Raw genomic sequence first — 23,814 nt, forward strand, 5'->3', positions numbered from 1 at the left:
CGGATAGATGCCAGACACATCCACTCCGCCAGGAGGTCCTCCCCATTTCAAGACGGCACGCCGTCAACAACCTCTCAGGTCACTACAGCTAGGCGACGTTCCGGGTGTGCAGCTCGTGGAGATGGACCTCGCCGATCAGGCCAGTGTGCGCGGCGACGATTGCGGACTTCGTCGACCGGGTCGACCTGCTGTTCGCGACCGCCGGCATCATGGCCACTCCCCTCGAACGCACAGCGCAGGGCTGGGAAAGCCAGTTCGCGGTCAACCACCTCGGCCACTTCGCGCTCACCATGCACCTATGGCCGCTACTGGCCGCGGCGAACGAAGCACGGGTGGTGCTGTACTCCTCCGCCGGCCACCACCACTCCCCCATACGGTGGTCCGACATCGACTTCACCGACGGCGACGACAAGTGGCAGGCCTACGGGCAATCGAACACCGCGATGATTCTGTTCGGTCGCGGACTCGCCGCGCTGGGCGCGGCAGACGGGATCGAGGCGTACTCCCTGCACCCCGGCGCCATCCTCACCCCACTACAAAGACACCTCCCACTGCAAGAGCAGATCGAACTCGGGTGGGTGGACGAAGACGGGAACGGCATCGACACTTCGTTCAAGTCCGTCTCCCAGGGCGCCGCAACAGGATTGTGGGCCGCGACCACCACGAACCTGACGGGCCGCGGCGGTGTGTACTGCGAGGACTGCGATATCGCTCCCCTCGCGCAGCCGGACGGGTCCATGGGTGAGGGAGGGGTGAACCCTATGCAGTCGACGCCGACGAGGCCGCCGCCCTGTGGGAGGAGAGTCGGCGGCGCACCGGACTCGGACCGGCTTTCGGTTGACGGGCGTGGCGCGCGCGACGACCGACCCGTCGCGCCCCCACGCTGTTCTCGGTGCCGACGACCAGCACTCAGTGGTATTCGACGACCGCGTGTGGAGTAGACAGTGCCGTCCCAGTTCCGCGGCTTTGTCGGAGGTGCCCTCATGGTCCAAGGCGTCCATCCCCCACGACGCCACTCAGGTACCGACAACGCAGCTGTACAGCTCCGGCTAGCTATAGCTGAACAGCGGATTAGCTAGCTAGCTAGCTAGCCGTGGCTAATTCGGCTCAAAACATTGCGAGCTGTGCGGGATTGACCAGTTTGCTCCGCCGCCCGGGTGTGCCGCGAACCGGTGGCGGAATCAACCCGGCGGCCACCAGGATCGCTGACCGCACCGCTCGCCGTTCCTGCGGCGAGAGCGACGGGCGCCGGAACTCCGTCAACCACTGTTTGGTGCCGGGTTGCGGTGCGCTCACGACGCGATCGGCGAGCCGATCGAGGAGAACGTCGACGCGGTCCTGCAGAACCGTCGCCGCCTCCGTGACGGCCGCGGTGGACACTGACGATGGGACGCCGCGACGCCGGGTCACCATGTTGCCCACTTCGCCGGGGCCGGTGTCGGCTCCGACGCCGAGGACGCGTCGGACGAGCCCCGGACGTCGTCCGCCGAGTCCGTCACCGAGGCCGTCGTGAAGAGCAACTTCGGAACGGCCCTCATGCTGGGCATCGCCTACGCGGCGTCGATCGGGTCGTTGGGCACCATCATCGGGACCCCGCCGAACACCCTCCTCGTCGGGTATCTCCAGGGTGAGGGCATCGACATCGGATTCCTGGACTGGATGATCGCCGGGGTACCGCTCGCCGTGATCCTCCTCGTCATCGCGTGGTTCCTCCTCACGCACGTCCTGTTCCGTCCGGAGATCGACGACATCCCCGGCGGTCGGGAACTCATCGCCGACGAACTCGGGAAGCTCGGTCCGATGGCGACGGCCGAGAAGCGGGTCGCCGCCGTGTTCGCCGCCGCCGCGGGGTCCTGGGTCGCGGTGCCGCTGGTCTTCGACGAGCCACCGGTGTCCGACGCGGGCATCGCGTTGATCGCCGCCGCCCTGCTCTTTCTCCTGCCCGGCGGGTCGGCTCCGGGCGTCCGACTGCTGGATTGGGAGACCGCCGTCAAACTTCCCTGGGGCGTCCTGCTGCTCTTCGGCGGCGGACTCGCACTCTCCACGCAATTCCAGCGCAGCGGCCTGACGGACTGGATCGGCAGTGTCGCCGCAGGCCTGGACACCATTCCCGTCATCGCCCTGGTGGTGGTCGCGACAGCCGCCACGATCTTCCTGACCGAGATCACCAGCAACACCGCCACGGCCGCGACGTTCCTCCCTCTCGCGGGCGGCGTCGCACTCGGCATGGGTCTCGACCCGCTCGTCCTCACGGTGCCGGTGGCACTTGCGGCCACGTGTGCGTTCATGCTGCCGGTCGCCACACCGCCGAACGCCGTCTCCTACGCCAGCGGATACGTCACGATCGGCCAGATGATGCGGGGCGGACTGTGGCTGAACGTCATCGCGATCGGGCTCATCACCGCCTTCTCGTACACGCTGTTCGCCTGGACGCTCGGCGCGTGACCCGCCGCGTCCCGCCCACCATGGGCCGGTAAGGTCGCCGCGTGACGACGACGGGAGGCGGCATGCGCCTGCGCGGCGTCGTCGTCGCCGTCTCGTCCGTTCTCGTCACCGCCGCGGCGCACGATCTCGGTGGGACGTCGGTCCCCTCCCAGTCCGCGGCCGTCGCCCTGCTCGCGGTGTGCCTCGGAGTGGGGTGGATCGCCTCGACGACGCGGCTCGGCACCGGCCGACTGGTCGCAGCCCTCGTCGCGGCGCAGGTGCTCGGACACTTGACCCTCGTCACCGTCGACGGTCATCTGCACGGGCCGCTGCTCGATCCGCGCATGGCCGTCGCCCACGCGGTCGCCGTCGGAGTCTGCGCCGTGGCCGTCCGCGGCGCCGAGGTCGGCCTCGTCCGTGCGGCCCGCGCGATGCGCCGCATCCTGCCTGCCGTCCTCGCGATGGTTCCGGTCGACACCGACACCGTCCGACCACCTCTGCCCGTCGTGCGCCGGAGCTCGCCCAGCCGCCTGGTCGATCTCTCGGGCCGGGGCACTCGCGGCCCACCCGCTCGATTCCGCTAGTCACCCTCCCCCTGCACCCGACGCCACCGGCGCTCGGGTGACCTCTCGTGGTCCGGACGTTCTCCCGGCCACGCCCGACGGAATCGAGTCGTACCCATGTCCACACCCGAGAAGATCGAGCCGACAGCCGATCTCGCTCCCCCACCCGCACGCCGCTGGCGGCCGCTGATCCTCCGCCTGCACTTCTACGCCGGCGTCTTCGTCGCCCCGTTCATCCTCGTCGCCGCCGTGACCGGCGGCCTCTACGCGATCGCGCCGACCCTCGAGAGCGTCGTCTATCGCGACCTGCTGCACACCGACACCACCGGCCCTGCGCTCCCGATCTCCGATCAGGTCCTCGCCGCGCAGGCCGAGCGGCCCGACCTCACCGTCGCCGCCGTCCGCCCGGCCACCGAGGCCGGTGACACCACCCGCGTGATGTTCACCGACCCGAGTCTCGGCGAGTCGAAGCGCACCGCCGTGTTCGTCGACCCCGCCACCGCCACCGCCGTCGGCGAGTCGACGGTCTACGGCTCGTCCGGCTCACTCCCCCTGCGCACCTGGCTCAGCGAGTTGCACCGCACCCTCCACCTCGGCGAGGCCGGTCGTCTGTACAGCGAACTCGCCGCGTCCTGGCTCGGCGTCGTCGCGCTCGGCGGGCTGTTCCTGTGGGTGGAGCGCTACCGGCGTCAGCGATGCCGGTCCGACGCTCGGTTGTTCACCGTCGATCGCACCACCCGCGGTCGGCGCCGCACCGTGGACCTGCACGGAGCCGGGGGCGCCTGGATCGTCGTCGGGCTGGTCTTCCTCTCGGCAACCGGTCTGACGTGGTCGGCCTACGCGGGGGCGAACATCGGCGACGTCCGCAGTGCGCTGAGCTGTACCACGCCGACCGTCGACACCGACCTCACCGGTCACGCCGGGCATTCCGACGACGAGCACGCCGGCCACGTCGGGCACGGGACGTCGGACGTGGCGACGCCGACCGTGCCGGTCGACGTCCGGCAGATCGACGGCGTTCTCGCCGTCGCGCGGGCGAACGGCATCACCGGCCCCGTCGAGGCGTCCATCCCCGCGTCGAGCGACACGGCGTTCCAGGTGTCGCAGCTCCGAGATCCGTGGGTCTTCTCCACCGATTCGATCGCGATCGACGGTACCTCCGACCGGGTGGTCGACGTGCAACGGTTCGTCGACTGGCCACTGGCCGCCAAGATGACCACGTGGGGCATCAGCCTGCACATGGGGGTGCTGTTCGGGCTCGTCAGCCAGCTCGCTCTGCTGGCGTTGGCCGTGGTGCTGGTGGCCGTGATCGTGGGCGGATACCGAATGTGGTGTCAGCGCAGGCCGTCTCGGTCCGGGGGTGCGCCGGTGGGACGTCCGCCGCAGCGAGGCACGCTCCGCCGCCTGTCGCCGGGCGCTCTGATCGGATTGGCCTTGGTCACCGTGGCGATCGGGTGGTTCGTGCCGCTCCTGGGCCTGTCGCTGCTGGCCTTCCTCGCGGTGGACGTCGTGACGGGGCGCCTACGACGCGCCTGAGATCAGCGGGCTCGCACGGTGATTCACCGTGCGAGCCCGTCTCGGCTCAGAAACGTGGGCGGTACCGGCCTCCGCGCATCAGGTGAACGGAGTAACCGAGGACCGCGATCGTGTACGCCGCCACGGGAACGACGAGCGCCCACAGCGCCACGGACTTCTCCGTCGTGACACAGACCGCCATGAGCCAGGAGAGCAGCACCACGGTGGCCGTGCCGATCCATTCGAGGTCCTCGGCCAGCAATCGGTGCAGCTCCGTCCTGTTCTCCGGCGCCGTCCAGAAGGCGTGCGCCTCGGCCGACGGGAGGTTGATCAGCCGCGCGGGGAGGTGCGGCAGAAACCGTTGCGCCCCGAGGAATGTCGCAGCCACCACGCCACCGACTCCGCCGAGCACCCCCACCAGCGTCCAGACGGATCCGACGCGTGTCACCGCGCCCGACCCGTCGACGCGCAGGGCCACCGGGCCGTCCGCGACCCATACGGCCCACAGCGCCGTCGCGACGAGTACCGCGACCGCGAGCCACAGCGCTCGTCGAGACCACCGTCCCTGGCTCGTGTCCATGATGGAGGTCTATCACAGCGTGCCGAGCGTCCCCTCGCGGGATTTGTTCGGCGCTGTCCCGGATTGCGGTCGGTTCGATGGATCGTGTCGGTGGGGGTCGATACAATCGAACACATGAGCGATCGGGGGGTCGGAGCGGTGGACGCGCCGCAGGTGGGGGGCGTTGCTTGGGCTGCGCGTGACCACGCCGCGATGGGCCTGCCCGCTTCGTTCGACCTCCCCGTCAGTGGGCACCTCGACGCCCTCGTCGACCTGGCTGCGGGGGCGGGATACCTGGAGTGGCGTCGCTATCGGCATGTCGCCGCCCTCCACACCGACCTGGTGCTCGCCGAGGAGGACCGGGACGAGCGGGCGGTCGATGCGTTCGCCCAGTGCGCTGCGCGCATCGCCACCGCTCTGTCGGTGTCGCAGTACGTCGCCGAACGGATCCTCGACAACGCCGTCGCCCTGCGCGATCGGTTGCCGCGGGTGTTCGAGTGCCTGCGCGACGGAGTGGTCTCCCCGACTCACATCCGCACCATCGTCTCCCGTACCGAACTGATCCACGGCCGGTCGTATCAGGGGCTGGTGGACGCCGACATCGCCGCCGCCCTGCGCAAGCCGGGGTCGTGGTCGACGGCGCGGGTGCGGGATCTGTGCGATCAGATGGTCTACCGCCGCGACCCCGACGCCGTCCGCGAACGCCGCGACGACGCACTGAAGGGGCGGTGCTTCTTCACCGAAGCCGGACTCGACGGGATGGCGACCGTGGGAGCGACGATGTCCGCCGAACGCGCCGCCATCGTCGCCCGCGTCGTCGAACGACTGGCCGCGCAGGTGTGCAAGCACGACAGTCGCAGCAAGGGTGCGCGGGCATCGGACGCGCTGTTCGCGTTGGTCAAGCACGCCCCGTTCGGCTGCGACTGCGCCCGCCCCGAGTGCACGTTCACCGTGGTCGATGCGGACGAGGTCGCAGCGAACGCAGCACGCATCGTGATCCACGTCGTCACCGACACCACCACCCTCACCGGCCCCGTCGCCGCCGCTGCGAATGACACCACCGCTGGCACGATTACCGCAGCTGCTGAGGATGCGACGGTCGACGAGGATGCGGCGCCGGCAGCGCACCCCCAGACCCGAGACGTGGACACGACAGCGACTGCCTCAGAGGGATTTTCGGCCGAGGAGAGTGTGGTCGAGGAGACAGCGACCGTCGACGAGGATGAGGTCGAGGAGGTCGCGGTCGACGAGGTCGCGATCGCGGTCGCGGTCGCGGTCGCGGTCGACGAAGCTGCAACCGAGGAGGCTACGGCCGATGCCGTTGCAGCCGAGGCGGTCTCGACCGACGAGATCGCAGCCGTCGAGGCGGTTGCGGTCGACGAGTCTGCTGCGCACGCCGAGCCCGAACTGGTGGACGGTGTCGGCTACATCGCCGGGCTCGGCATCATCTCCGGAGCCCACGTCCGCGACCTCGCCGCCGACCCCGACACCCTGATCCGCCCGCTCGGCGACGGCACGGACACTCCACTGCCGGCGACCCAGCCGGCGGATCCGTACCGACCTTCGACCGCGTTGGACACCTACATCCGCGCCCGCGATCGGTACTGCACCTGGCCCGGCTGCAGCACACCCGCCTGGGACGGCGACCTGGACCACATCACCGAATACGACCACGCCCATCCCGAGCGGGGCGGGCGCACCAGCGCGACCGGACTCGGCGCGAAATGCCGGTTCCACCACCTGCTCAAAACGTTCGGGGACTTCGTCGACGACCAGTACGACGACCCCGACCACCCGGGCCGCATCATTCGAACCTTCACCATCCCGGAAGGCCGGACCGTCCTCGGCCCAGCGCACACCGGGTTCGACACCCACCCCGGACTCGACATGATCGTCTTCGGCGACCCACCCGCCACCCGGCCGCCCACACCCGGCACCGAACCCACCCGCCCCGCCCCACGCACCGAGCAGAAACACGCCCGCCGCCGGCAGGAACGCAACCGAAACCGCCTGCGCAACAACCTGAGAGGAGTCCGACCACCCGAACCCGACGATGCACCACCCCCGTTTTGAACGAGCACCGGTCGCGCGGGGAACGCCGACGTGCGAGAGACCTCGCGCGCCACTCCGCCCGGGGTCTCTACGATCGACGCCATGACCGGGGGGCGAATACGACGGACGTGGCTCGTGGCGATCGGCGTCGTCGCCGTACTGATCGCGGCAGCGGTGATCACCGCCGTGGCGGTCTCGGGTGGATCCAGCTCGGACGACGACAGCACGCTCGCCGTGCCCGCCGAACCCCAACTTCTCGTCGTCGGCGACTCCTACGCCGAAGGCATCGGGGCGGAGGATCCCGCTGCCGACAACTGGGCGCGGCTGGCCGCCGACCGCCTGGCGGAACTGGGCTGGCAGACACGCATCGACGCGGCCGGCGGCACGGGCTGGGTCAACGGTGCGGGCGGGCCGAACACGTACGGCGAACGTCTGGCCCGCGCTGCGCAGAACGACGACTTCGTGCCGAACGTCCTCGTCTTGCAGGGTGGCGCGAACGACTATCAGAGCTCGCCCGACGTCGTCGGTGACGCGGTGGCATCGTCCATCGAGCAGGCCCGGCGCCAGTGGCCGGGAATCGAGGTGGTGGTCTTCTCCTCGTCCGTCCCGTTCGGCCTCACGGACCGGGCGGTGCCGCTCAGCACGGCCATCGCCGACGCCGCCGCGTCCGCAGGCGTGCCCGACATCAACCCCGTTGCGGAGCAATGGATGACGGCGGACACGGCTGCGGACTACACGGCGGGCGACGGGACCCACCTGACCACGGCGGGCTACGCCTACGTCGCGGACCGGTTCGTCGCCGATTTCACGGCGATGTTCGGCCTCGACCGGTGAGGAACTACCGGGCGGCGGTGGCGAACGGGTAGTCCGTGTACCCCTCGGCGCCGGAACTGTAGAACGTGCTTTGATCCGGCGTGTTCAGCGGCAGGTCTTCCTTCCAGCGGTGGACCAGATCGGGATTGGCGATCGCGGGCCGACCGACCACCACGGCGTCGCCGACGTTGTCGTCGACGATGGCCAGCGCCTCGTCGCGGGTCGTGATCTCACCGAAGCCGCTGTTGACCAGGAACGGGCCGCCGAACGCGGTACGTAGGTCCTGAACGAGCTCGCCCGCCGGATCCTTGTGCAGCACACTGAGGTACGACAGGCCCAGGGGTGCGATCCGGTCGACCAACGCACGGTAGGTAGCGCGCACGTCCGCGGGATCGGTCTCGAGCGCGTCCTGAATGTTGTGTTCGGGCGAAATGCGAATGCCGACGCGGCCGGCGCCGATCGCGTCGACGACCGCCTCCACGACCTCGGCCACGAATCGCGCGCGGTTCTCGGGGGAGCCGCCGTAGGCGTCGTCACGCTGGTTGGACGCGGGTGAGAGGAACTCGTGCAGCAGGTAGCCGTTGGCGGAATGAATCTCGACGCCGTCGAACCCGGCGGCGATCGCGTTGCGCGAGCCCCGCACGAACTCCTCGATCACGGACGGGAGCTCATCGGTGGTCAGCGCGTGCGGAACGGGGTACGGCTTCTTGCCGTCGTACGTCCGGGTCTCGCCCTCGATCGCGATGGCGCTGGGCCCGACCACCTCGTGGCCGCCGGTCGTCGCCTCGTGCGTCACTCGTCCGGCGTGCATCACCTGCGCGACGATGAGTCCACCCTCGGCGTGCACCGCGTCCGTCACGGCCTTCCAGCCGGCGAGCTGCTCGTCCGTCACCAAGCCGGGCTGGCCGGGGAAGCCCTGACCGGCGTGGCTCGGGTACGTGCCCTCGCTGACGATCAGCCCGAGGCTGGCGCGCTGGCGGTAGTGCTCGGCCACCAGTGGACCGGGGATGCCCTCGGGACCGGACCGCACCCGCGTCAGCGGCGCCATGACCAGGCGGTTGCGCAGGGCGAGGTCCCCGAGGGTGACGGTGGAGAACAGCGACATTGGTTGGCCCTTTTCCTCGACGACGGATCAAAGGTGCGCAAGGCGCACCGAGTCAGGCCAACCCCGCCGCCACGCAAGGCCATTCCCGGACGAGACGGGGGTCACGTCTCGCGACTTACTGAGCATCGGTTCGACGACTTCGCACGGGGAGGGGCCGCACCTACGTGGCCCGTGGACCGCACCCGTGACCTCACCGGTCCGCGCGTCGACATCGGCCCGTCCACGGAGGGTTCCCTTGATGCCCCTCGAGAAATTCGTCTGGCAGTTCGACGGCTACTGGTCCTCACCGGTGATTCTCGGGCACAAGGTCTCTCTGTGGACCCCGATGCGAACCGGCGAGCACAGCCTGATGGCGTACGAGACGTCGGCCGGCGGACCCACCGCCACCGTGACCGTGAATCCCGCAACCCCCATCGGCCCCGTCTGCATCGTGGCGCCCTGACCGTGCCCCCAGTCGGACTCGAACCGACAACACAAGGATTTTAAGTCCTCTGCCTCTGCCAATTGGGCCATGGGGGCCGTCGCGCGCACCCACCCTAGCGGCCGGAGGGCGGCTCAGGTCGAGCGACCGACTCCCAGCAGCCCGTCGAAGGCGCGCATGCAGATGTCGTACACGGTCTCGGCGTCGACGGCCCGCTCGTCGACCCAGTCGATGCACGTGGCGCGCACGAACGCAATCCAGCCGCGCACCGCCAGGGCGACAGCGGGATCGTCCCGCGCATCGGGACCGAGCGCGTCGAGGATGCGTTCCTGCTGCACGCGAAGATCGTCGGCCATGATCGATTGGATGTCCTCGTCCGCCGACAGGGCGCCACGGTTGACCGCGCGAACGCCGTGTTCGTGGGTGTCGACGTGGTGGATGTAGGCCCGCAGACCGTCGCCCACCTGCCGAGCCACGGGCAGCGACGTGTCGGGTGCGGTGGTCTCGAGCATCCGCGCCGATTCCAGGCGGATGATCTCGGCGAAGAAGTCCCGTTTCGACGAGAAGTAGTGGTACATCAGGCCTTGCGACACCCCGGCGAGGTCCGCGACCTCGTCGATGCCGACGTCGTCGTACGGCCGCGTCGCGAACAACCGGGTTCCGACGGCCAGCAGCTGTGTCCGCCGCTCGGTCGGCGTCAGACGCTTACGCGGACTGGTCATGGTGCCGCCGACCCTACTCGGCGGACCCCTTGACAGTCGTGGCCTCCCGAGTAGCGTCCGGTGTTGAACCGGCCTTCAACAAGCCTCGAGAAAGGGCCCGCGCCGTGGTCACCACCCTCGCTCCCGACGTCTCGCTCCCCCACCCGCCCCGCCGTCTCCCGGTGCTCGGCGACGTCATCGGCATGAACGTCACCACCCCGGTGCAGGACGCGGTCCGTCTCGCGCAGGAACTCGGGCCGATCTTCGAGCGGGTCGTGATGGGCAACCGGTTCGTCGTGGTCAGCGGAGTCGATCTGGTGACGGACCTCAACGACGACACCCGCTTCACCAAGCATCTCGGTCCGGCGGTCGAGGGCCTGCGTTCCATCAGCGGCGACGGGCTGTTCACCGCGTACTCCGACGAACCGAACTGGCGCAAGGCGCACGACCTGCTCCGGCCCGCCTTCACCCAGGCGGCCATGCGCACCTACCACGACACCATGGTCGAAGTGACCCGGGATCTGTTGTCGTACTGGCGCACTCGTGACCGAGTCGACGTGTCTGCGGACATGACCAAGCTGACGCTCGAGACCATCGGCCGCACCGCCTTCAGCTACTCCTTCGACGCCTTCACCCGGTCCGAACCGCACCCGTTCGTCGGCGCCATGGTGCGGACGCTCACGCACAATCAGCGCCGCGAGGTCATCCGCGTGCCCATCCTCACCGACCTGTGGTTCCGGAACCGCGACCGTCGCAACGAGGAGGACAAGGCCTTCCTTGCCGGTGTCATCGACGACATCGTGCGCACCCGACGCGATCACGGCGTGGGCCAGGAGAACGACCTGCTCGACATCATGCTCACCGCCGCTCGGGACGCGGACCCCAATGCGCTCGACGAGGTCAACATTCGTCACCAAATTCTGACATTTCTCATTGCAGGCCACGAAACCACCTCCGGCGCATTGTCGTTCGCGCTGTACTACCTGTCCCGCGACCCGGAACTGTGGGCGCAGGCGCGCGCCGAGATCGACGAGGTCTGGGGCGACGGGCCGCCCGCGTTCGAGCAGGTGGCCAAGGCCCGCCTGGTCCGACGCATCCTGGACGAGGCCCTGCGACTGTGGCCGACCGCACCCGGATACGCGCGGCAGGCGTTGACGGACACCGTCATCGGCGACGGCTACCGCATGAAGAAGGGCGACTGGGCGATGATCCTCATCCCCGGCCTGCACCGTGACCCCGTGTTCGGGGAGAACACCGAGGAGTTCGACCCGGACCGCTTCCTCTCCGCGGCCGTACGCGCTCGGCCGGCGCAGGCGTACAAGCCGTTCGGCACGGGTGAGCGCGCCTGCATAGGCCGACAGTTCGCAGTGCACGAGGCGATGATCGCGCTCGGCACGGTCCTCCAGAACGTGGACGTGCGGCCCGATCCGGACTACCGACTCCGCATCGAGGAGCGCCTGACGCTGATGCCCAAGGGCTTCGAGCTGTCGATCTCGCCCCGCAGGCGGTGAATGGAACTCACGGCGAGTAGAACCGCTGACACGTCGACCGCCGTCGAGAAGTCTGCACGGGAGCCCGTCCCCTCCCGTCAGGAGAACCCGTGTCCCGCGAATTGCACCTCGCCGGCTTCCTCATCGCCTCCCACGTCACGCATTCCCACGCCGCGTGGCGCCACCCGGCGTCGGAAACCGACTATCTGAGCCCGGACTACTACACCCGCGTCGCCCGCACGCTCGAGCGCGGTACCTTCGACTTCCTCTTCTTCGCCGATCTGTTGGCGACGCCCGTCCGCTACGGCGACGACATCGCGGTTCCGCTCCGCAGCGGCACGCAAGCGTCGGCGACCATCGACCCGTCGTTGGTGGCGGCCACACTCGCGTCGGTGACCGAGCGCATCGGACTCGCGATCACCAAGTCCACCACCTACTTCCATCCCTACGAGGTCGCCCGCATCTTCGCGACGCTCGACCACCTGTCGCGAGGTCGGGCGGGATGGAACGTGGTGACGTCCCTGAATCAGGCCGAAGCACAGAACTTCGGGCAGCTCGACCATCTGCCGCACGATCAGCGGTACGACCGCGCGCACGAGTTCCTCGAGCTCGCCTACGACCTGTGGGGCAGCTGGGACCGTGACGCGCTGGTGCAGGACAAGGGCACCGGGGTCTTCGCCGACCCGAGCAAGGTGCGCACCGTCGATCACGACGGGCGGTTCTACAGGAGCCGCGGCCCGCTGACGGTGCCGCATTCCCCGCAGAGCCGGCCGGTGATCTTCCAAGCCGGATCATCCTCGACCGGGCGGGATTTCGCGGCGCGATGGGCGGATGCGATCTTCGAGATCGACCCGACTCCCGAGGGACGACGGGCGTACTACGACGACGTGAAGTCCCGCGCGTCGAACCTCGGCCGGAACCCCGACCACCTGAAGATCTTCCCGTCGTTCGTTCCGTTCGTCGGCGAGACCGAGTCGATCGCCCGAGAGAAGCAGGCCTTTCACAACGAGTTGGCCGATCCCATCTCCGGACTGATCACCCTCTCGGTCCACACCGATCACGACTTCTCGCAGTACGACCTCGACGCCCCGGTCACCGACGTCACCGTGCCCGGCAGTCAGGGGCTGTTCGACCTCGCGCGTCGCCTGAGCGATCGGGACTCGTTGACCCTGCGGGACGTCGGCAAGCTCTACGCGCAGGGGGTGCTGCTGCCGCAGTTCGTCGGCACCGCCTCCGACATCGCCGATCTGATCGAGGAGGGCTTCCACGGCGGCGAGGCGGACGGCTACATCCTGTCGGCCGCGCAGGCGCCGGGCACGTTCGACAATTTCGTCGATCAGGTGGTGCCGGAGCTGCGGCGGCGCGGGTTGTTCCGCACCGAATACACCGGAACGACCCTGCGCGAGCACCTCGGCCTTCCCGCCGCGAGCCTCACCCCCACGCCCCGGGCGGTGGCGGCTCCGGCCTAGGACGAGTCGTGGACTCCGAGCCCCGGATCGCGGGGCTCGGATTCCACGACCACGCGGTCAGTCGGCGTCGGGGTGCGGCACGTTCTGCTCGTCGACGACGGCGCCGCGCTCCTCCTCGTGCGACGAGTCCCGCGGGCCGTCGTTGCTCCCGCTCGACGGAACGGCGTCGGCAGCGTCACTGGGCATGGTCATCGGAGCCTCCTGGTGCGATGGGGTACTGCACTGTCATGCCCCACCGGGGCCGGTCCGAACCTCACTCCGGACCCGTGGCCACCGGGCGGTCCGGGTCCGACGACCACGCCGACCAGGATCCGGGGAAGAGGGCGGCGTCGATCCCGGCGAGGGCGAGCGCGGCCACCTCGTGCGCGGCCGTGACCCCGGACCCGCAGTAGACCCCGACAGTGTCCCCGGCTCGAATTCCGATGTCGGCGAATCGTTCTCGCAGCTCCGCCGGGGAGCGGAACCGTCCGTCCGCGCCCACGTTGTCCGCGGTCGGGGCGCTCACGGCCCCGGGGATGTGACCCGCCCTCGGGTCCATCGGCTCGACCTCACCGCGGTACCGCTCCCCCGCCCGCGCGTCGAGCAGCACGCCGGGAAAATCGGCTGCGTCGTCGGCCGTCAGCGTCGGCATCGCCCCCGGCCGGAGCACCACGTCACCCGTCGCACGCGAGGTCTCGTCGCCGGACCGGATTGGCAGGCCCGCGTCCTGCCAGGCGGTCAGTCCGCCGTCCAGCATCCGCACGTCGTCGTGCCCCGCCCAACGCAGCAGCCACCAGGCGCGGGCCGCGGCCTGGTTGCCGGTGGCGTCGTAGACCACGACGGGTGTGTCCGCGCCGATCCCCCACCGCCGCGCCGACGCCTGCAGCTCGGTGATGTCGGGGAGGGGATGCCGTCCGTCCGTTGCGACGCCGGCGCCCGAAAGTTCGGTGGGTAGGTCGACGTAGATCGCGGTGGGAATGTGGTTGTCGCGGTAGCGCTCATGGCCGTCGGTGCGCCCGAGAGCCCAACGGACGTCGAGCAGGACGGGTGGGTTCCGATCGATCGACGACGCCAGCTCGGACACGCTCACGAGGATGTCGGTCATGGCCCCGAGCCTAGGACGCGCCAGGCGTCCGCGCCCGGCCGCTTGCCAAGACGGAAAGTCGGTGGTTCACTTTCCACATCGGAAAGACACTCGGAAAGACACTGATCCAGACCGAGGAGGCACGATGAGCGACGACTTCTCCCCCGCCGACGCCCTCGCCGCAGTGCAGGCCCAACGCGACAAGCTGGCCGAGGATGCGGCGTCGCCGCGCGGCTACCACCTGATCCTCGCGCTGGCGGCCGGCGTTCTGATCGCCTCTCCGTTCTGGGACAGCCTCTGGGTGGTCGCCGTGGTCTACGTGGCGTTCTTCCTGATCCTGTGGGGTCTGGTCACCTGGTACAAGCGCGCCAAGGGCATGTGGATCAACGGTCTCGACCAGCGCCCCGCACGCGTGTACTCGGCCACGGCCGGCGCGATCGGTGGCGGCGGGTTCGCGGCGTCCCTGGCAGCGGAGTGGGTCCTGCACCTGCACGGCACGAGCCTGGTCCTCGCCGTCATCGCCGTACCGACGATGACCTGGCTCGGCTACCGCTGGGACGCGGCCTACGAGCAGGAACTGCGGGAGTCGGCGTGACGGTCACCCCCGCATTCGATCCCGTCATCCACGCGCCGCTCCGGCTCCGGATCTGCGCCCTGCTCGCGCCGGTGACCTCGATGGACTTCGCCACCCTGCGCGGTCACCTGGACGTCAGCGAATCCGTGCTGAGCAAACACCTGAAGACGCTCGAGGACGCCGGTCACATCCGCATCCGCAAGGCCACCAGCAACTCCCGTGTTCGTACCAGCGCGGCGATGACCCCGGAGGGCAGAGCCGCGTACGACGCACACGTGGCCGAACTTCGACGCATCGTCGGAAGCTGACTCGGTGTGCGCTCGAACGGCTATCGCGCGAGCGACAGGGCGATCCCGTCGAGAATGTCGTGCTCGCTGACCACCAACGAGTCGATCCCCGACTCGGCACCGATGTGGTCGGCCAGCGCGGCGGTCACCAGCGACCCACCACCGATCACGTCGACCCGGCCCGGATGCATCGATCCGATGGCCGCACGCTGCTCCCGCGTCATGCCCACCAGCCGGTCGCACACCTCGTGCAGCTCTCCGAACCCGATGCGCGACAGGTGAATACGGTCCGGGTCGTAGGACGGCAGATCCTGCGCGACCGCCGCGATGGTCGTCATGGTGCCGGCCACGCCCACCCAGGTCCGCGCCTGCGCGACCGGCACGGCCTCGAACGCCGGCGCCAGACGCTCGGCGACGAACTCCCGCGCCGCACCGATCTCGGCCGCGGTGGGCGGGTCGGACGCGAGGCACCGCTCGGTCAACCGCACGCATCCGATGTCGGCCGAGTGGGCCGAGCTCACACCGGACGCGTCGCCGAGAACGAGCTCGGTGGATCCCCCGCCGAGATCGACCACCAGGAACGGGCCGTCGGCCGGATCGAGATCGCCGACCGCGCCCGCGAACGACAATCGCGCTTCCTCGTCGCCCGTCACCACTTCGGCGACGGCGCCGGCGGCCACCGGTTCCAACAGCCGAGAGGTCATGTCGAAGAACAGGTCTCGGTTCGCCGCATCGCGGGTAGCGGACGTCGCCACCATCCGCACCGCGTCGACCCCACCGAGCCCGCCGATGATGTCGACGTACTCCGCCAACGCCACGCGCGTGCGCTCGATCGCCTCGGGGACGAAGGCACCCGTGGCGTCGACTCCCTGCCCGAGCCGCACGACGCGCATCTCGCGCGCCAGGTCACGCAGCCCGGTGGCGCCGGCCTCGACGTCGGCCACCAACAGTCGGATCGAATTGGTGCCGCAGTCGATCGCCGCGACCCTCACGAGCGGAGGTCCTCGATCGTGGGCCACTCCGCCGGCAGCGCGGTCCCGCGCAGCGGACCCTCCGCGGCCAGAGCCACCGACTCGTCACCCAGAGGGTTCACCCCCGGCCCCTTGGCCAGTGAGTGGGCCATGAGCACGTGCAGGCACTTGACACGGTCCGGCATACCGCCGCCGGTGAAGGTGGTTCCGAGAGAACCGATCTCGTCGCGCTCGGCGAGGTACGACTCGTGGGCCCGGCGATAGTGCGCCGCGAGATCGGCGTCGGTGCCGAGACGCTCGGTCATCTCCCGCATGACACCGGCGGACTCCTGACGGGACGCTTCGGCGGTGAGCCGCGGGTCCGTCAGGTAGTAGAGCGTGGGGAACGGCGTGCCGTCCGGCAGCGTCGGCGCCGTCTTCACGACGGCCGGCCGACCGTCCGGGGTGCGATAGGCCACCGCGAGCACACCACGAGGCTCACGGCCCAGTTGCTGCGCGACCACCGCCAGATCCTCGGGGGACACGTCGGTCATGACGAGAGAACTTCCTTCGATCGAACGGGCATGAGCGCCGGTCGGCACTGTCAGCGCGGCACGGTCGCGGTGGACCACAACTCGCTGTACCAGGGGCCGGGGGGAGGCGGAGGCGGATCGTTCGCGATGTCGGATCGTGCTCGCGCGCCGGGCAACTGCACCTGGTACGGCGTCTCGCCGGGCATCACGAAGCCGAGCCGCTCGCGCGCCTGGGCGGTGATGTACGCGGGGTCGTCGCTCTGGTCCTTGCGAATCTGCAGGTCCCGCACCCGTTCCTCGAGCACGACCCGCTCGGCGGCGACGTCGGCCGCATCCGACCGCTGGGAGACGTAGGTGCGCAGCGGGTACGCGAGGGTCAGCGCCAGCGCGCACACCACCACGGCGAGAATCACGGCTTTGCCGGTGGACAAGCCGAGGAAGGTGCGTTCGCCGCCCCCCTCGGCGCGTCCCCGCCGACCTCGTCGGCCGACCAGGGCCGCGCCGTCGGTGAGGACGTCGTCGACCAGCCCGGCCACACCCCGCGCGCCCGAGCCCCGCCGCCGGGTGGACCGACCGGGACGTTCCCCGCGCCGCGACGATCGACCCTCGGGCCGCGCCGCGGGACGGTTCCCGTTCCGGTCGGACGTCACCTCGATCAGTCCTTGGCGAAGTCGAGACGCGGGAACGCCAGGTCCCCGGCGTAGCGCGCGGCGTCGCCGAGCGCTTCCTCGATGCGCAGGAGTTGGTTGTACTTGGCGACGCGCTCGCTGCGGGCGGGCGCGCCGGTCTTGATCTGCCCGCTGCCCACGGCGACCGCGAGGTCGGCGATGGTGGTGTCCTCGGTCTCGCCGCTGCGGTGGCTCATCATCGTGCGGTAGCCACTGCGGTGCGCGAGCTCGACGGCATCGAGGGTCTCGGTGAGGGTGCCGATCTGGTTGACCTTCACCAGCAGTGCGTTGGCGGCACCCTTGACGATGCCCTCCTCGAGGCGCTCGGGGTTGGTGACGAAGAGATCGTCGCCCACCAGCTGCACGCGCTCGCCGATGCTGTCGGTGAGGGCGACCCAGCCGTCCCAATCGTTCTCGTCCAGCGGGTCCTCGATGGACACCAGCGGGTACTGATCGAGCAGCCCGGCGTAGAACGCGGACATCTCCTCCGACGAGCGGGTGGTCCCCTCGAAGGCGTATCCCGTTCCGGCGGTGTAGAACTCGGTGGCGGCGACGTCGAGCGCCAGCGCGATGTCGGAGCCCAGCGTCAGCCCCGTCTTGCCGATGGCCTCGGCAATCAGATCGAGCGCGGCCGTGGTACCGGCGAGGTCGGGCGCGAAGCCGCCCTCGTCACCGAGACCCGTCGACAGTCCCTTGCTCTTCAGCACGGACTTCAGGGCGTGGTAGACCTCGGCGCCCCAGCGCAGCGACTCCTTGAAGGTGGGTGCGCCGACGGGCGCGATCATGAACTCCTGGACGTCGACGCCGCTGTCGGCGTGCGCGCCACCGTTGATGATGTTCATCATCGGCACCGGCAGGACGTGGGCGTTCGGTCCGCCGAGGTAGCGGAAGAGCTCGAGGCCGGCGGACTCCGCGGCACCCTTGGCGACGGCGAGCGAGACGCCGAGCAGCGCGTTGGCGCCCAGCCGCGACTTGTCGGGGGTGCCGTCGAGGTCGAGCAAAGCCTGGTCGACGGCGCGCTGCTCGATGGCGTCGAGACCGATGACGGCCGGAGCGATGTCGTCGAGCACCGCGTTCACGGCCTTCTGCACACCCTTGCCGCCGTAGCGATCGCCACCGTCACGCAGCTCGACGGCCTCGTGCTCGCCGGTGGACGCACCGGACGGGACGGCGGCGCGGGTGAGCGTGCCGTCGTCGAGCGCGACCTCGACCTCGACCGTGGGGTTGCCACGGGAGTCGAGAATCTCGCGAGCTCCGACCTGTTCGATGATGGCCACGACTGAACTCCTAGCAAAGCGATGGGCGGACCTGACACGGTTCGCAGACAGACTAGCCGCCACGCCGTCCCGCCCGACGCCCGACGCGCAGGGCCGTCGACCCCGCTACGGCGACGTCCCCACCGAGTACGCCGCCGCCGCGTCGCGTACGTCCCGCGCGTAGGCGCCGGATCGGTTGTAGGCCAGCAGCGCTCGCTGCCACCCCTCCGGGGTGGTCAGGTCCCCGCCCGACGCGCAGAGATACCGGCCGGCGGACAACGCCGCGTCGTCGAGGGTGTCGGGATCGGCCCGACCGTCGCCGTTGGCGTCGACTCCCCACTTCCGCCACGTCTCCGGGATGAACTGCATCGGCCCCATTGCCCGGTCCAGGACCGGGTCACCGTCGAGTTCGCCGCCGTCCGTGTCACGAATCTCGGCGTTCCCCGCGGTGCCGTCCAGCGGAACCCCACGGATGGGCGGCGACACCACCGAGTCGGGCCCGACGGTCGACCCGCGGAAGGTGCCGTGCCGGGACTCGACGTAGCCGATGCCCGCGAGCGTGGTCCACGCCAGTCCGCACTCGGGCGCCGAGCGCGCCATCACGGCGGCGGCGTGGCCGTACGCCTCGATCGCGGTTCGCCCCACCCCCGTCGAGTCGGCGATGGGAGCGGCCCAGTCGGCGAGCAGGTCCGCGGTGCGACCGGGCCCGTCGACGTCGATCGCGGGGACGGGAACGCCGGGCGCGGGCGGGACGCCCTCGGGAATCTCGACGCCCGGCCCGGTGGTGGTTCCGCATGCCGTCAGCACCAGCGTGCCCGTCACGACCGCGACGAGCGCCGCCCGGGATCGGTGGGGGCCGACAGGGTCACGGAATCGGTCGCGGCGGCGGGATGCGGGCACGGTCCCATCATCCCGAGCGAAGGTAATAAGACCCTAAAGAGAAGCAAAAAACCAGGTCCAGGGCTGTTTTCGACGGGCCCGACCGTGTAGCTTCCTCGCTCGGACAAGGTTTGCCTAACCTCCGATTCCTCCGATCCATCTCCGTCAGCCCACCGTCGATCCCCCCGGGAGCCGCAGTGTCCGTCGTCCTCGCCGCCGCGTCGACACCCGGCGTCGCCACCCAGATCGCCGGCAGCGCCCTCATCGGGCTCCGCGAGGGCCTCGAAACCGGCATCGTCGTGACGATCCTCGTGGCGTTCCTGGTGAAGTCGAACCGTCGCGACGCTCTGCGGTGGGTCTGGACCGGCGTGATCGCCGCCGTCGCCCTGGTGATCGGCGTGTTCGCCGTCATCCACTGGGGGACCTCGACCGTCACCGGCCTGACGGCCGAGATCGTCGCCGGCGCAGCATCGCTGGTCGCGGTCGCGATCGTCACCACCATGGTCCTCTGGATGCGCCGGGCCGCCGCGACGATCTCCGGGACCCTGCGCACCGGGCTCGCCCGCGCCCTCGACGTCGGCCCCGCCGCCCTGGTGTCGCTGTCGTTCCTGGCCGTCGGCCGCGAAGGCATCGAGACCGCCCTGCTCATGGTCGGGTACGCCGAGAACGCGGCAGGCAGTCCCTGGCCGCTCGTGGGGCTGCTCGTCGGCATCGCGATCGCCGCCGCCCTCACGGTCGCTCTCTACGCCGGCGCCATCCGCATCGACCTCGCCCGGTTCTTCCGTTGGACCGGAGTCGCGTTGATCGCGGTCGCCGCCGGCATCCTCGGCTACGGCGTCCGCGCACTCCAGATCGGCGGCGTCGTGCCCGGCGGTGACGCGATCGCATTCGACCTCGGTTCCTGGTGGGACGCCGGCAGCTGGTACGGCACCCTCGTCGCCGGCGTCCTCAACCTGCGTCCCGATCCGACGGTGCTGCAACTTCTCGCGTGGGCGACCTACCTCGTCGTCGTCCTCGCTCTCTTCCTCCGGCCGACGCCCGTGCCCGCCGCACGCTCGGCCGCGCCTGCCCCCGCCGCGTCCTGACCGCACCACCGAGCACTTCCCACCCGCTCCGCACCCCGCCCGAGTACCTCCCACCCGCTCCGCACCCCGCCCGCCTCGAAAGGCATCACCCATGTACGCCGCTCGTCGACGGACCGCCCTGGCCGTCTGCCTCGCCCTGCCCGTCGTCATCGCCGGCTGCACCGCCAAGACCCCTGCGGACGCCTCCGCCGACGGCGAGATCGCCGTCGAGGCCACCGACTCCGCCTGCACCGTCGCCCGCTCGGAGGCCGCCACCGGCCCGTCGACCTTCCGCATCACCAACAGCGGGTCCTCGGTCACCGAGTTCTACGTCTACGGCGAAGGCGACCGGGTCATGGGCGAGGTCGAGAACATCGGCCCCGGCCTGTCCCGCCAACTCGTCGTCTCCCTCCCCCAGCCGGGGACGTACCGCACCGCGTGCAAGCCCGGCATGGTGGGCGACGGGATCCGCCACGACTTCGTCGTCACCGGCGATGCCGTGACCAGGGACGACGACGGCGCGCTCGCCGATGCCGCCGACGGCTACCTGCGGTACGTGCGCGCGCAGACCACCGCCCTGCGCGAGACGACGGGCGGGTTCGTCGACGCCGTCGTCGTCGGGAACGTCGACTCCGCCAAGGCGCAGTACCCGCTGGTCCGGACGTACTACGAGCGCATCGAACCCGTGGCCGAGAGCTTCCCCGACGACCTCGACCCGCGTCTCGATCTGCGCGAACCCGACGTCGAGCCCGGCGACCGGTGGACCGGCTTCCACCGCCTCGAGAAGGATCTCTGGGCGCAGGGCCTCCAGCCCGACACCGCCGAGATCGCCGAGCAGTTGCGAGCGGACGTCGACGAACTGGTGCGCGGGGTCGACTCGGCCGAATTCGTCCTCGACCCGGTCACCGTCGCCGGCGGCGCGCAGGGCCTGCTCGACGAGGTGGCCCAGACCAAGATCACCGGTGAGGAGGACGTGTATTCCCACACGGACCTCTACGACTTCCAGGCCAACGTCGACGGGTCGCAGGCGGCCGTCGCGGCCCTCGACCCGATCCTGCGCGCGAAGGACGCCGAGCTCGCCGACACCATCGCTGCGCGCTTCGCGGATCTCGACGCGGAGTTGGCCCGATACCGCACGGGCGAGGCCTTCGTCTCGTACGACACCGTGACCGAGCCGCAGCGCCAGCAGCTCTCGCAGAAGATCGACGCGCTGTCGGCGTCGGTGAGTCGGGTGCAGGGAGTCGTCGCCGGTGCCTGAGCTGTCCCGGCGCTCCGTCCTCGCCGGCGCCGGGCTGGGCGCGGTCGCCGTCGGGGCGGGGGTCGCTCTGGGACGCGGAACCGCCCCCGCGCCGGCCGTCGCGACGATCGGCGCGGCCGACACCGTGGTGCCGTTCCGCGGCGCCCATCAGGCGGGCATCGTCACCCCCGCGCAGGACCGCATGCACATGACGGCGTTCGACGTCACCACCACCTCGCGCGCGGACCTTCTGGACCTGCTGCGCACGTGGACCCGGATGGCCGAGCGGATGACCCTCGGCGCGGAGGCCGAGCCCGGCGGCGTCGTCGGCGACGGGCCGTACTCCCCGCCGAGCGACACCGGCGAAGCCCACGGCCTCGCCGCGGCGCACCTGACTCTGACCATCGGATTCGGACCGAGCCTGTTCGACAAGCTCGGCCTCGCCGACCGCAGACCGGCGGCGCTGCAGGAGCTTCCGCGCTTTCCCGGTGACGCGCTCGACCCGGCGCGCAGCGGCGGCGACCTGGTGATCCAGGCCTGCGCCGACGATCCGCAGGTGGCCGTGCACGCCGTCCGCAACCTCGCCCGCATCGCCTTCGGTACGGCGTCGGTGCGGTGGTCGCAACTCGGGTTCGGCCGCACGTCGTCGACGTCGACCACCCAGGCGACCCCGCGAAACCTCTTCGGCTTCAAGGACGGGACCAACAACGTCAAGGCCGAGGACATCGCCGCCGTCGAGCAGCACGTGTGGGCGCGATCGGGCGACGGCATGGACGGCGGCAGCTATCTCGTCGCGCGGCGCATCCGCATGCGTATCGAGCCGTGGGATCGGTCCGTGCTGGGCGAGCAGGAACGCGTGATCGGGCGCAGCAAGGGCACCGGCGCGCCTCTCGGATCCACCGACGAGTTCGATCCCGTCGACCTCGCGTCCACCGCGATCGACCGCGACGCGCACGTCCGGCTCGCCTCGGCCGAGGCACTGGGCGGCATCCGCATCCTGCGCCGGGGGTACAACTTCACCGACGGCACCGACGGATTCGGCCATCTCGACGCCGGGCTGTTCTTCGTGGCCTTCTGCGCCGACCCCGGCGCGCAGTTCGTCCCCATGCAGCAGGCCTTGGCGCGCCACGACGCGCTGAACGAGTACATCTCGCACGTCGCGTCCGGCGTCTACGCCTGCCCACCCGGTGTCGCGGAGGGGCGTGACGACGACTTCTGGGGTGCCTCGCTACTCGCCTGACACACCGTGGCCGGGAACGTCACCGGGCCAGTACTTGGTCCACGCCGGGCCGTCCAGATCCGTCGGACGGAGGCCGTCCATCGCGGCGGCGCGTTCGGCCGCACGCACATCGGCGGCGAACGCGGTGACCCGGCGACGCAACCCGTCCTCGGCACTGTCGCCGCCGTGGTCGGGCGAGACGTCGATGCGCACGGCCAGGACGTCCTCGGGAACCAGCTCGGTAGGCAATCCCGCCCGGACCGCCCGAGTGGTCACCTGCTGGGCCAACGCGAGCGCCGGCTGACCGAACGCCACCCCGTCGAGGCAGGAGCCGCGCACCTTCTCCGCGGCCTTGCGCTCCTCCCATGCCCGTTCCTGCGCCGCGATGTCCACCGGTGCGCCCGAGGTGTCGGACAGGTGGGGACTGCGATGGGTCAGCTTGGCCACCAGCGTCGCCGCGACGTCCTCGATGTCGAACGCGTCGCTCTCGGCGTCGGCGGCGATGCGGGCATGGAACAGCACCTGCAAGAGCAGGTCGCCGAGTTCCTCCCGGACCGCGACGGCGTCGCCCGACTCGATGGCGTCGAGGAGTTCGTAGGTCTCCTCGAGGAGGTAGGTGCGGAGGGAGTCGTGGGTCTGCGTCGCCTCCCATCCACCGAGGGTGCGCAGCCGATCCATCACGTCCACGGCCTCCGCGAGCGCACCCGTCCGACGCTCGGCGGTCGGCCGATCACGAGCCTCGACGACGTCCTCGCCTCGATCGATGCGCTCGCGCACGTCGGGGTTGTCCCGGCTGGTGCTGACGAGTACCTCGGGTCGATCGTCCGGGGTCGTGGACGTGTGCGCGGCCAGCCGCCAGCGCACCGAGACGGGAACCTCCTCGGTGAACCCGACGGGCTGATTCAGCAGCGCGATGGCCTGCACGGGAACGAGGGTGGGTCGCAGCGGGTCCAGCAGCAGAACCGTCACCGA

The 23,814-nt window shown here is 70.2% G+C and carries 26 protein-coding genes and 1 tRNA gene; 14 read left to right on the top strand and 13 right to left on the bottom strand.

All coding sequences use genetic code 11. The features are described 5' to 3' along the window. Nucleotides 1–143: 143 nt before the first annotated feature. Nucleotides 144–941 carry an SDR family NAD(P)-dependent oxidoreductase gene (locus BMZ18_RS14605; protein WP_068364858.1) on the top strand — a complete coding sequence of 266 codons (798 nt, stop codon included), beginning with the start codon at nucleotides 144–146 and terminating at the stop codon, nucleotides 939–941. 166 nt (nucleotides 942–1,107) lie between these two features. On the opposite strand, the gene BMZ18_RS14610 is transcribed toward BMZ18_RS14605, so the two are convergent. Continuing rightward, the gene (locus BMZ18_RS14610) at nucleotides 1,108–1,380 is read right to left on the bottom strand and encodes a hypothetical protein (protein ID WP_068364855.1); all 273 of its coding nucleotides are present in this window, start codon (nucleotides 1,378–1,380) and stop codon (nucleotides 1,108–1,110) included. Between the two features lie 129 nt (nucleotides 1,381–1,509). Between BMZ18_RS14610 and BMZ18_RS14615 the strand changes: the two genes are divergently transcribed. The 3 genes from BMZ18_RS14615 (at nucleotide 1,510) to BMZ18_RS14625 (ending at nucleotide 4,523) form a co-directional block, all read left to right on the top strand. Further along, nucleotides 1,510–2,445 (top strand): SLC13 family permease, encoded by a 936-nt coding sequence (locus BMZ18_RS14615; RefSeq protein ID WP_082895126.1) that lies wholly within the window; start codon nucleotides 1,510–1,512, stop codon nucleotides 2,443–2,445. 41 nt (nucleotides 2,446–2,486) lie between these two features. Continuing rightward, complete coding sequence (locus BMZ18_RS14620; RefSeq protein ID WP_139203985.1) at nucleotides 2,487–3,008, top strand: hypothetical protein; 522 nt, start codon at nucleotides 2,487–2,489, stop codon at nucleotides 3,006–3,008. Nucleotides 3,009–3,104: 96 nt separating this feature from the next. Then, nucleotides 3,105–4,523, top strand: a complete 1,419-nt coding sequence (locus BMZ18_RS14625; protein ID WP_068364850.1) for a PepSY-associated TM helix domain-containing protein — start codon at nucleotides 3,105–3,107, stop codon at nucleotides 4,521–4,523. A 46-nt stretch (nucleotides 4,524–4,569) separates the two neighbouring features. Here the strand turns inward: BMZ18_RS14625 and BMZ18_RS14630 are convergent, their stop codons facing one another. Next, entirely contained in the window at nucleotides 4,570–5,082 is a 513-nt protein-coding gene (locus BMZ18_RS14630; protein ID WP_068364847.1) for a hypothetical protein, read from the bottom strand. 114 nt (nucleotides 5,083–5,196) lie between these two features. Here BMZ18_RS14630 and BMZ18_RS14635 point away from each other — a divergent pair, with 114 nt between their 5' ends. Both BMZ18_RS14635 and BMZ18_RS14640 read left to right on the top strand, forming a co-directional pair. Beyond that, nucleotides 5,197–7,134, top strand: a complete 1,938-nt coding sequence (locus BMZ18_RS14635) for an HNH endonuclease signature motif containing protein (protein ID WP_074922270.1) — start codon at nucleotides 5,197–5,199, stop codon at nucleotides 7,132–7,134. An 81-nt stretch (nucleotides 7,135–7,215) separates the two neighbouring features. Continuing rightward, nucleotides 7,216–7,947 (top strand): SGNH/GDSL hydrolase family protein, encoded by a 732-nt coding sequence (locus tag BMZ18_RS14640; RefSeq protein ID WP_082895030.1) that lies wholly within the window; start codon nucleotides 7,216–7,218, stop codon nucleotides 7,945–7,947. 4 nt (nucleotides 7,948–7,951) lie between these two features. On the opposite strand, the gene BMZ18_RS14645 is transcribed toward BMZ18_RS14640, so the two are convergent. Continuing rightward, nucleotides 7,952–9,031: an alkene reductase gene (locus BMZ18_RS14645; RefSeq protein ID WP_068363325.1), complete on the bottom strand. Its 1,080-nt coding sequence runs from the start codon at nucleotides 9,029–9,031 to the stop codon at nucleotides 7,952–7,954. 238 nt (nucleotides 9,032–9,269) lie between these two features. Here BMZ18_RS14645 and BMZ18_RS14650 point away from each other — a divergent pair, with 238 nt between their 5' ends. Continuing rightward, on the top strand, nucleotides 9,270–9,473 hold the full coding sequence (locus tag BMZ18_RS14650; RefSeq protein ID WP_068363323.1) for a hypothetical protein: 204 nt from the start codon (nucleotides 9,270–9,272) through the stop codon (nucleotides 9,471–9,473). Between the two features lie 3 nt (nucleotides 9,474–9,476). Here the strand turns inward: BMZ18_RS14650 and BMZ18_RS14655 are convergent. Both BMZ18_RS14655 and BMZ18_RS14660 read right to left on the bottom strand, forming a co-directional pair. Next, a tRNA-Leu gene (locus BMZ18_RS14655) sits at nucleotides 9,477–9,550 on the bottom strand. A 36-nt stretch (nucleotides 9,551–9,586) separates the two neighbouring features. Further along, nucleotides 9,587–10,174 (bottom strand): TetR/AcrR family transcriptional regulator, encoded by a 588-nt coding sequence (locus BMZ18_RS14660; protein WP_068102577.1) that lies wholly within the window; start codon nucleotides 10,172–10,174, stop codon nucleotides 9,587–9,589. Nucleotides 10,175–10,278: 104 nt separating this feature from the next. Here BMZ18_RS14660 and BMZ18_RS14665 point away from each other — a divergent pair, with 104 nt between their 5' ends. Continuing rightward, the gene (locus BMZ18_RS14665; protein ID WP_068102579.1) at nucleotides 10,279–11,664 is read left to right on the top strand and encodes a cytochrome P450; all 1,386 of its coding nucleotides are present in this window, start codon (nucleotides 10,279–10,281) and stop codon (nucleotides 11,662–11,664) included. Between the two features lie 89 nt (nucleotides 11,665–11,753). Beyond that, on the top strand, nucleotides 11,754–13,112 hold the full coding sequence (locus BMZ18_RS14670; protein WP_068363321.1) for an LLM class flavin-dependent oxidoreductase: 1,359 nt from the start codon (nucleotides 11,754–11,756) through the stop codon (nucleotides 13,110–13,112). Between the two features lie 57 nt (nucleotides 13,113–13,169). Here BMZ18_RS14670 and BMZ18_RS20215 read toward each other — a convergent pair whose 3' ends face one another. Next, nucleotides 13,170–13,304 carry a hypothetical protein gene (locus BMZ18_RS20215; RefSeq protein WP_256365857.1) on the bottom strand — a complete coding sequence of 45 codons (135 nt, stop codon included), beginning with the start codon at nucleotides 13,302–13,304 and terminating at the stop codon, nucleotides 13,170–13,172. Nucleotides 13,305–13,365: 61 nt separating this feature from the next. Beyond that, on the bottom strand, nucleotides 13,366–14,196 hold the full coding sequence (locus BMZ18_RS14675; protein ID WP_068363320.1) for a sulfurtransferase: 831 nt from the start codon (nucleotides 14,194–14,196) through the stop codon (nucleotides 13,366–13,368). 124 nt (nucleotides 14,197–14,320) lie between these two features. Here BMZ18_RS14675 and BMZ18_RS14680 point away from each other — a divergent pair, with 124 nt between their 5' ends. Both BMZ18_RS14680 and BMZ18_RS14685 read left to right on the top strand, forming a co-directional pair. Then, complete coding sequence (locus BMZ18_RS14680) at nucleotides 14,321–14,770, top strand: hypothetical protein (RefSeq protein ID WP_068363319.1); 450 nt, start codon at nucleotides 14,321–14,323, stop codon at nucleotides 14,768–14,770. Further along, on the top strand, nucleotides 14,767–15,057 hold the full coding sequence (locus BMZ18_RS14685; RefSeq protein ID WP_068363316.1) for a transcriptional regulator: 291 nt from the start codon (nucleotides 14,767–14,769) through the stop codon (nucleotides 15,055–15,057). Before BMZ18_RS14680 ends, BMZ18_RS14685 begins: the two co-directional genes overlap by 4 nt. Nucleotides 15,058–15,077: 20 nt before the next feature. Here BMZ18_RS14685 and BMZ18_RS14690 read toward each other — a convergent pair whose 3' ends face one another. From BMZ18_RS14690 to BMZ18_RS14710, 5 genes are all read right to left on the bottom strand, one after another. Next, nucleotides 15,078–16,028, bottom strand: coding sequence for a Ppx/GppA phosphatase family protein (locus BMZ18_RS14690; protein ID WP_068363313.1), 951 nt, complete (start codon nucleotides 16,026–16,028; stop codon nucleotides 15,078–15,080). Further along, on the bottom strand, nucleotides 16,025–16,540 hold the full coding sequence (locus tag BMZ18_RS14695; protein ID WP_068102589.1) for a DUF501 domain-containing protein: 516 nt from the start codon (nucleotides 16,538–16,540) through the stop codon (nucleotides 16,025–16,027). Before BMZ18_RS14695 ends, BMZ18_RS14690 begins: the two co-directional genes overlap by 4 nt. 50 nt (nucleotides 16,541–16,590) lie before the next feature. Beyond that, on the bottom strand, nucleotides 16,591–17,169 hold the full coding sequence (locus BMZ18_RS14700) for an FtsB family cell division protein (protein ID WP_068363311.1): 579 nt from the start codon (nucleotides 17,167–17,169) through the stop codon (nucleotides 16,591–16,593). Nucleotides 17,170–17,174: 5 nt separating this feature from the next. Beyond that, nucleotides 17,175–18,464 carry a phosphopyruvate hydratase gene (eno, locus tag BMZ18_RS14705; protein WP_068363308.1) on the bottom strand — a complete coding sequence of 430 codons (1,290 nt, stop codon included), beginning with the start codon at nucleotides 18,462–18,464 and terminating at the stop codon, nucleotides 17,175–17,177. Nucleotides 18,465–18,569: 105 nt separating this feature from the next. Next, on the bottom strand, nucleotides 18,570–19,343 hold the full coding sequence (locus BMZ18_RS14710; protein ID WP_068363306.1) for a lytic transglycosylase domain-containing protein: 774 nt from the start codon (nucleotides 19,341–19,343) through the stop codon (nucleotides 18,570–18,572). Nucleotides 19,344–19,519: 176 nt separating this feature from the next. Between BMZ18_RS14710 and efeU the strand changes: the two genes are divergently transcribed. The 3 genes from efeU (at nucleotide 19,520) to efeB (ending at nucleotide 22,863) form a co-directional block, all read left to right on the top strand. Then, entirely contained in the window at nucleotides 19,520–20,407 is an 888-nt protein-coding gene (gene efeU / locus BMZ18_RS14715) for an iron uptake transporter permease EfeU (RefSeq protein ID WP_074922271.1), read from the top strand. A gap of 91 nt (nucleotides 20,408–20,498) precedes the next feature. Beyond that, the gene (efeO, locus tag BMZ18_RS14720; RefSeq protein ID WP_074922272.1) at nucleotides 20,499–21,644 is read left to right on the top strand and encodes an iron uptake system protein EfeO; all 1,146 of its coding nucleotides are present in this window, start codon (nucleotides 20,499–20,501) and stop codon (nucleotides 21,642–21,644) included. After that, nucleotides 21,637–22,863, top strand: a complete 1,227-nt coding sequence (gene efeB / locus BMZ18_RS14725; RefSeq protein ID WP_068365111.1) for an iron uptake transporter deferrochelatase/peroxidase subunit — start codon at nucleotides 21,637–21,639, stop codon at nucleotides 22,861–22,863. The genes efeO and efeB overlap by 8 nt, the downstream gene beginning before the upstream one ends. Here the strand turns inward: efeB and BMZ18_RS14730 are convergent. Further along, nucleotides 22,852–23,811: a nucleoside triphosphate pyrophosphohydrolase gene (locus BMZ18_RS14730; protein WP_068365102.1), complete on the bottom strand. Its 960-nt coding sequence runs from the start codon at nucleotides 23,809–23,811 to the stop codon at nucleotides 22,852–22,854. The genes efeB and BMZ18_RS14730 overlap by 12 nt on opposite strands. Between the last annotated feature and the right edge of the window lie 3 nt (nucleotides 23,812–23,814).

It is taken from the genome of Rhodococcoides kroppenstedtii (assembly GCF_900111805.1).
GTDB classification, from domain to species: Bacteria; Actinomycetota; Actinomycetes; order Mycobacteriales; family Mycobacteriaceae; genus Rhodococcoides; species Rhodococcoides kroppenstedtii.

What these genes read in the sequence shown, in the direction of transcription:
- BMZ18_RS14625 (WP_068364850.1), top strand. Translation starts at nt 3,105, where the DNA reads ATGTCCACACCCGAGAAGATCGAGCCGACAGCCGATCTCGCTCCCCCA.
- BMZ18_RS14630 (WP_068364847.1), bottom strand. Translation starts at nt 5,082, where the DNA reads ATGGACACGAGCCAGGGACGGTGGTCTCGACGAGCGCTGTGGCTCGCG.
- BMZ18_RS14635 (WP_074922270.1), top strand. Translation starts at nt 5,197, where the DNA reads ATGAGCGATCGGGGGGTCGGAGCGGTGGACGCGCCGCAGGTGGGGGGC.
- BMZ18_RS14640 (WP_082895030.1), top strand. Translation starts at nt 7,216, where the DNA reads ATGACCGGGGGGCGAATACGACGGACGTGGCTCGTGGCGATCGGCGTC.
- BMZ18_RS14645 (WP_068363325.1), bottom strand. Translation starts at nt 9,031, where the DNA reads ATGTCGCTGTTCTCCACCGTCACCCTCGGGGACCTCGCCCTGCGCAAC.
- BMZ18_RS14650 (WP_068363323.1), top strand. Translation starts at nt 9,270, where the DNA reads ATGCCCCTCGAGAAATTCGTCTGGCAGTTCGACGGCTACTGGTCCTCA.
- BMZ18_RS14660 (WP_068102577.1), bottom strand. Translation starts at nt 10,174, where the DNA reads ATGACCAGTCCGCGTAAGCGTCTGACGCCGACCGAGCGGCGGACACAG.
- BMZ18_RS20215 (WP_256365857.1), bottom strand. Translation starts at nt 13,304, where the DNA reads ATGACCATGCCCAGTGACGCTGCCGACGCCGTTCCGTCGAGCGGGAGC.
- BMZ18_RS14675 (WP_068363320.1), bottom strand. Translation starts at nt 14,196, where the DNA reads ATGACCGACATCCTCGTGAGCGTGTCCGAGCTGGCGTCGTCGATCGAT.
- BMZ18_RS14680 (WP_068363319.1), top strand. Translation starts at nt 14,321, where the DNA reads ATGAGCGACGACTTCTCCCCCGCCGACGCCCTCGCCGCAGTGCAGGCC.
- BMZ18_RS14695 (WP_068102589.1), bottom strand. Translation starts at nt 16,540, where the DNA reads ATGACCGACGTGTCCCCCGAGGATCTGGCGGTGGTCGCGCAGCAACTG.
- efeO (WP_074922272.1), top strand. Translation starts at nt 20,499, where the DNA reads ATGTACGCCGCTCGTCGACGGACCGCCCTGGCCGTCTGCCTCGCCCTG.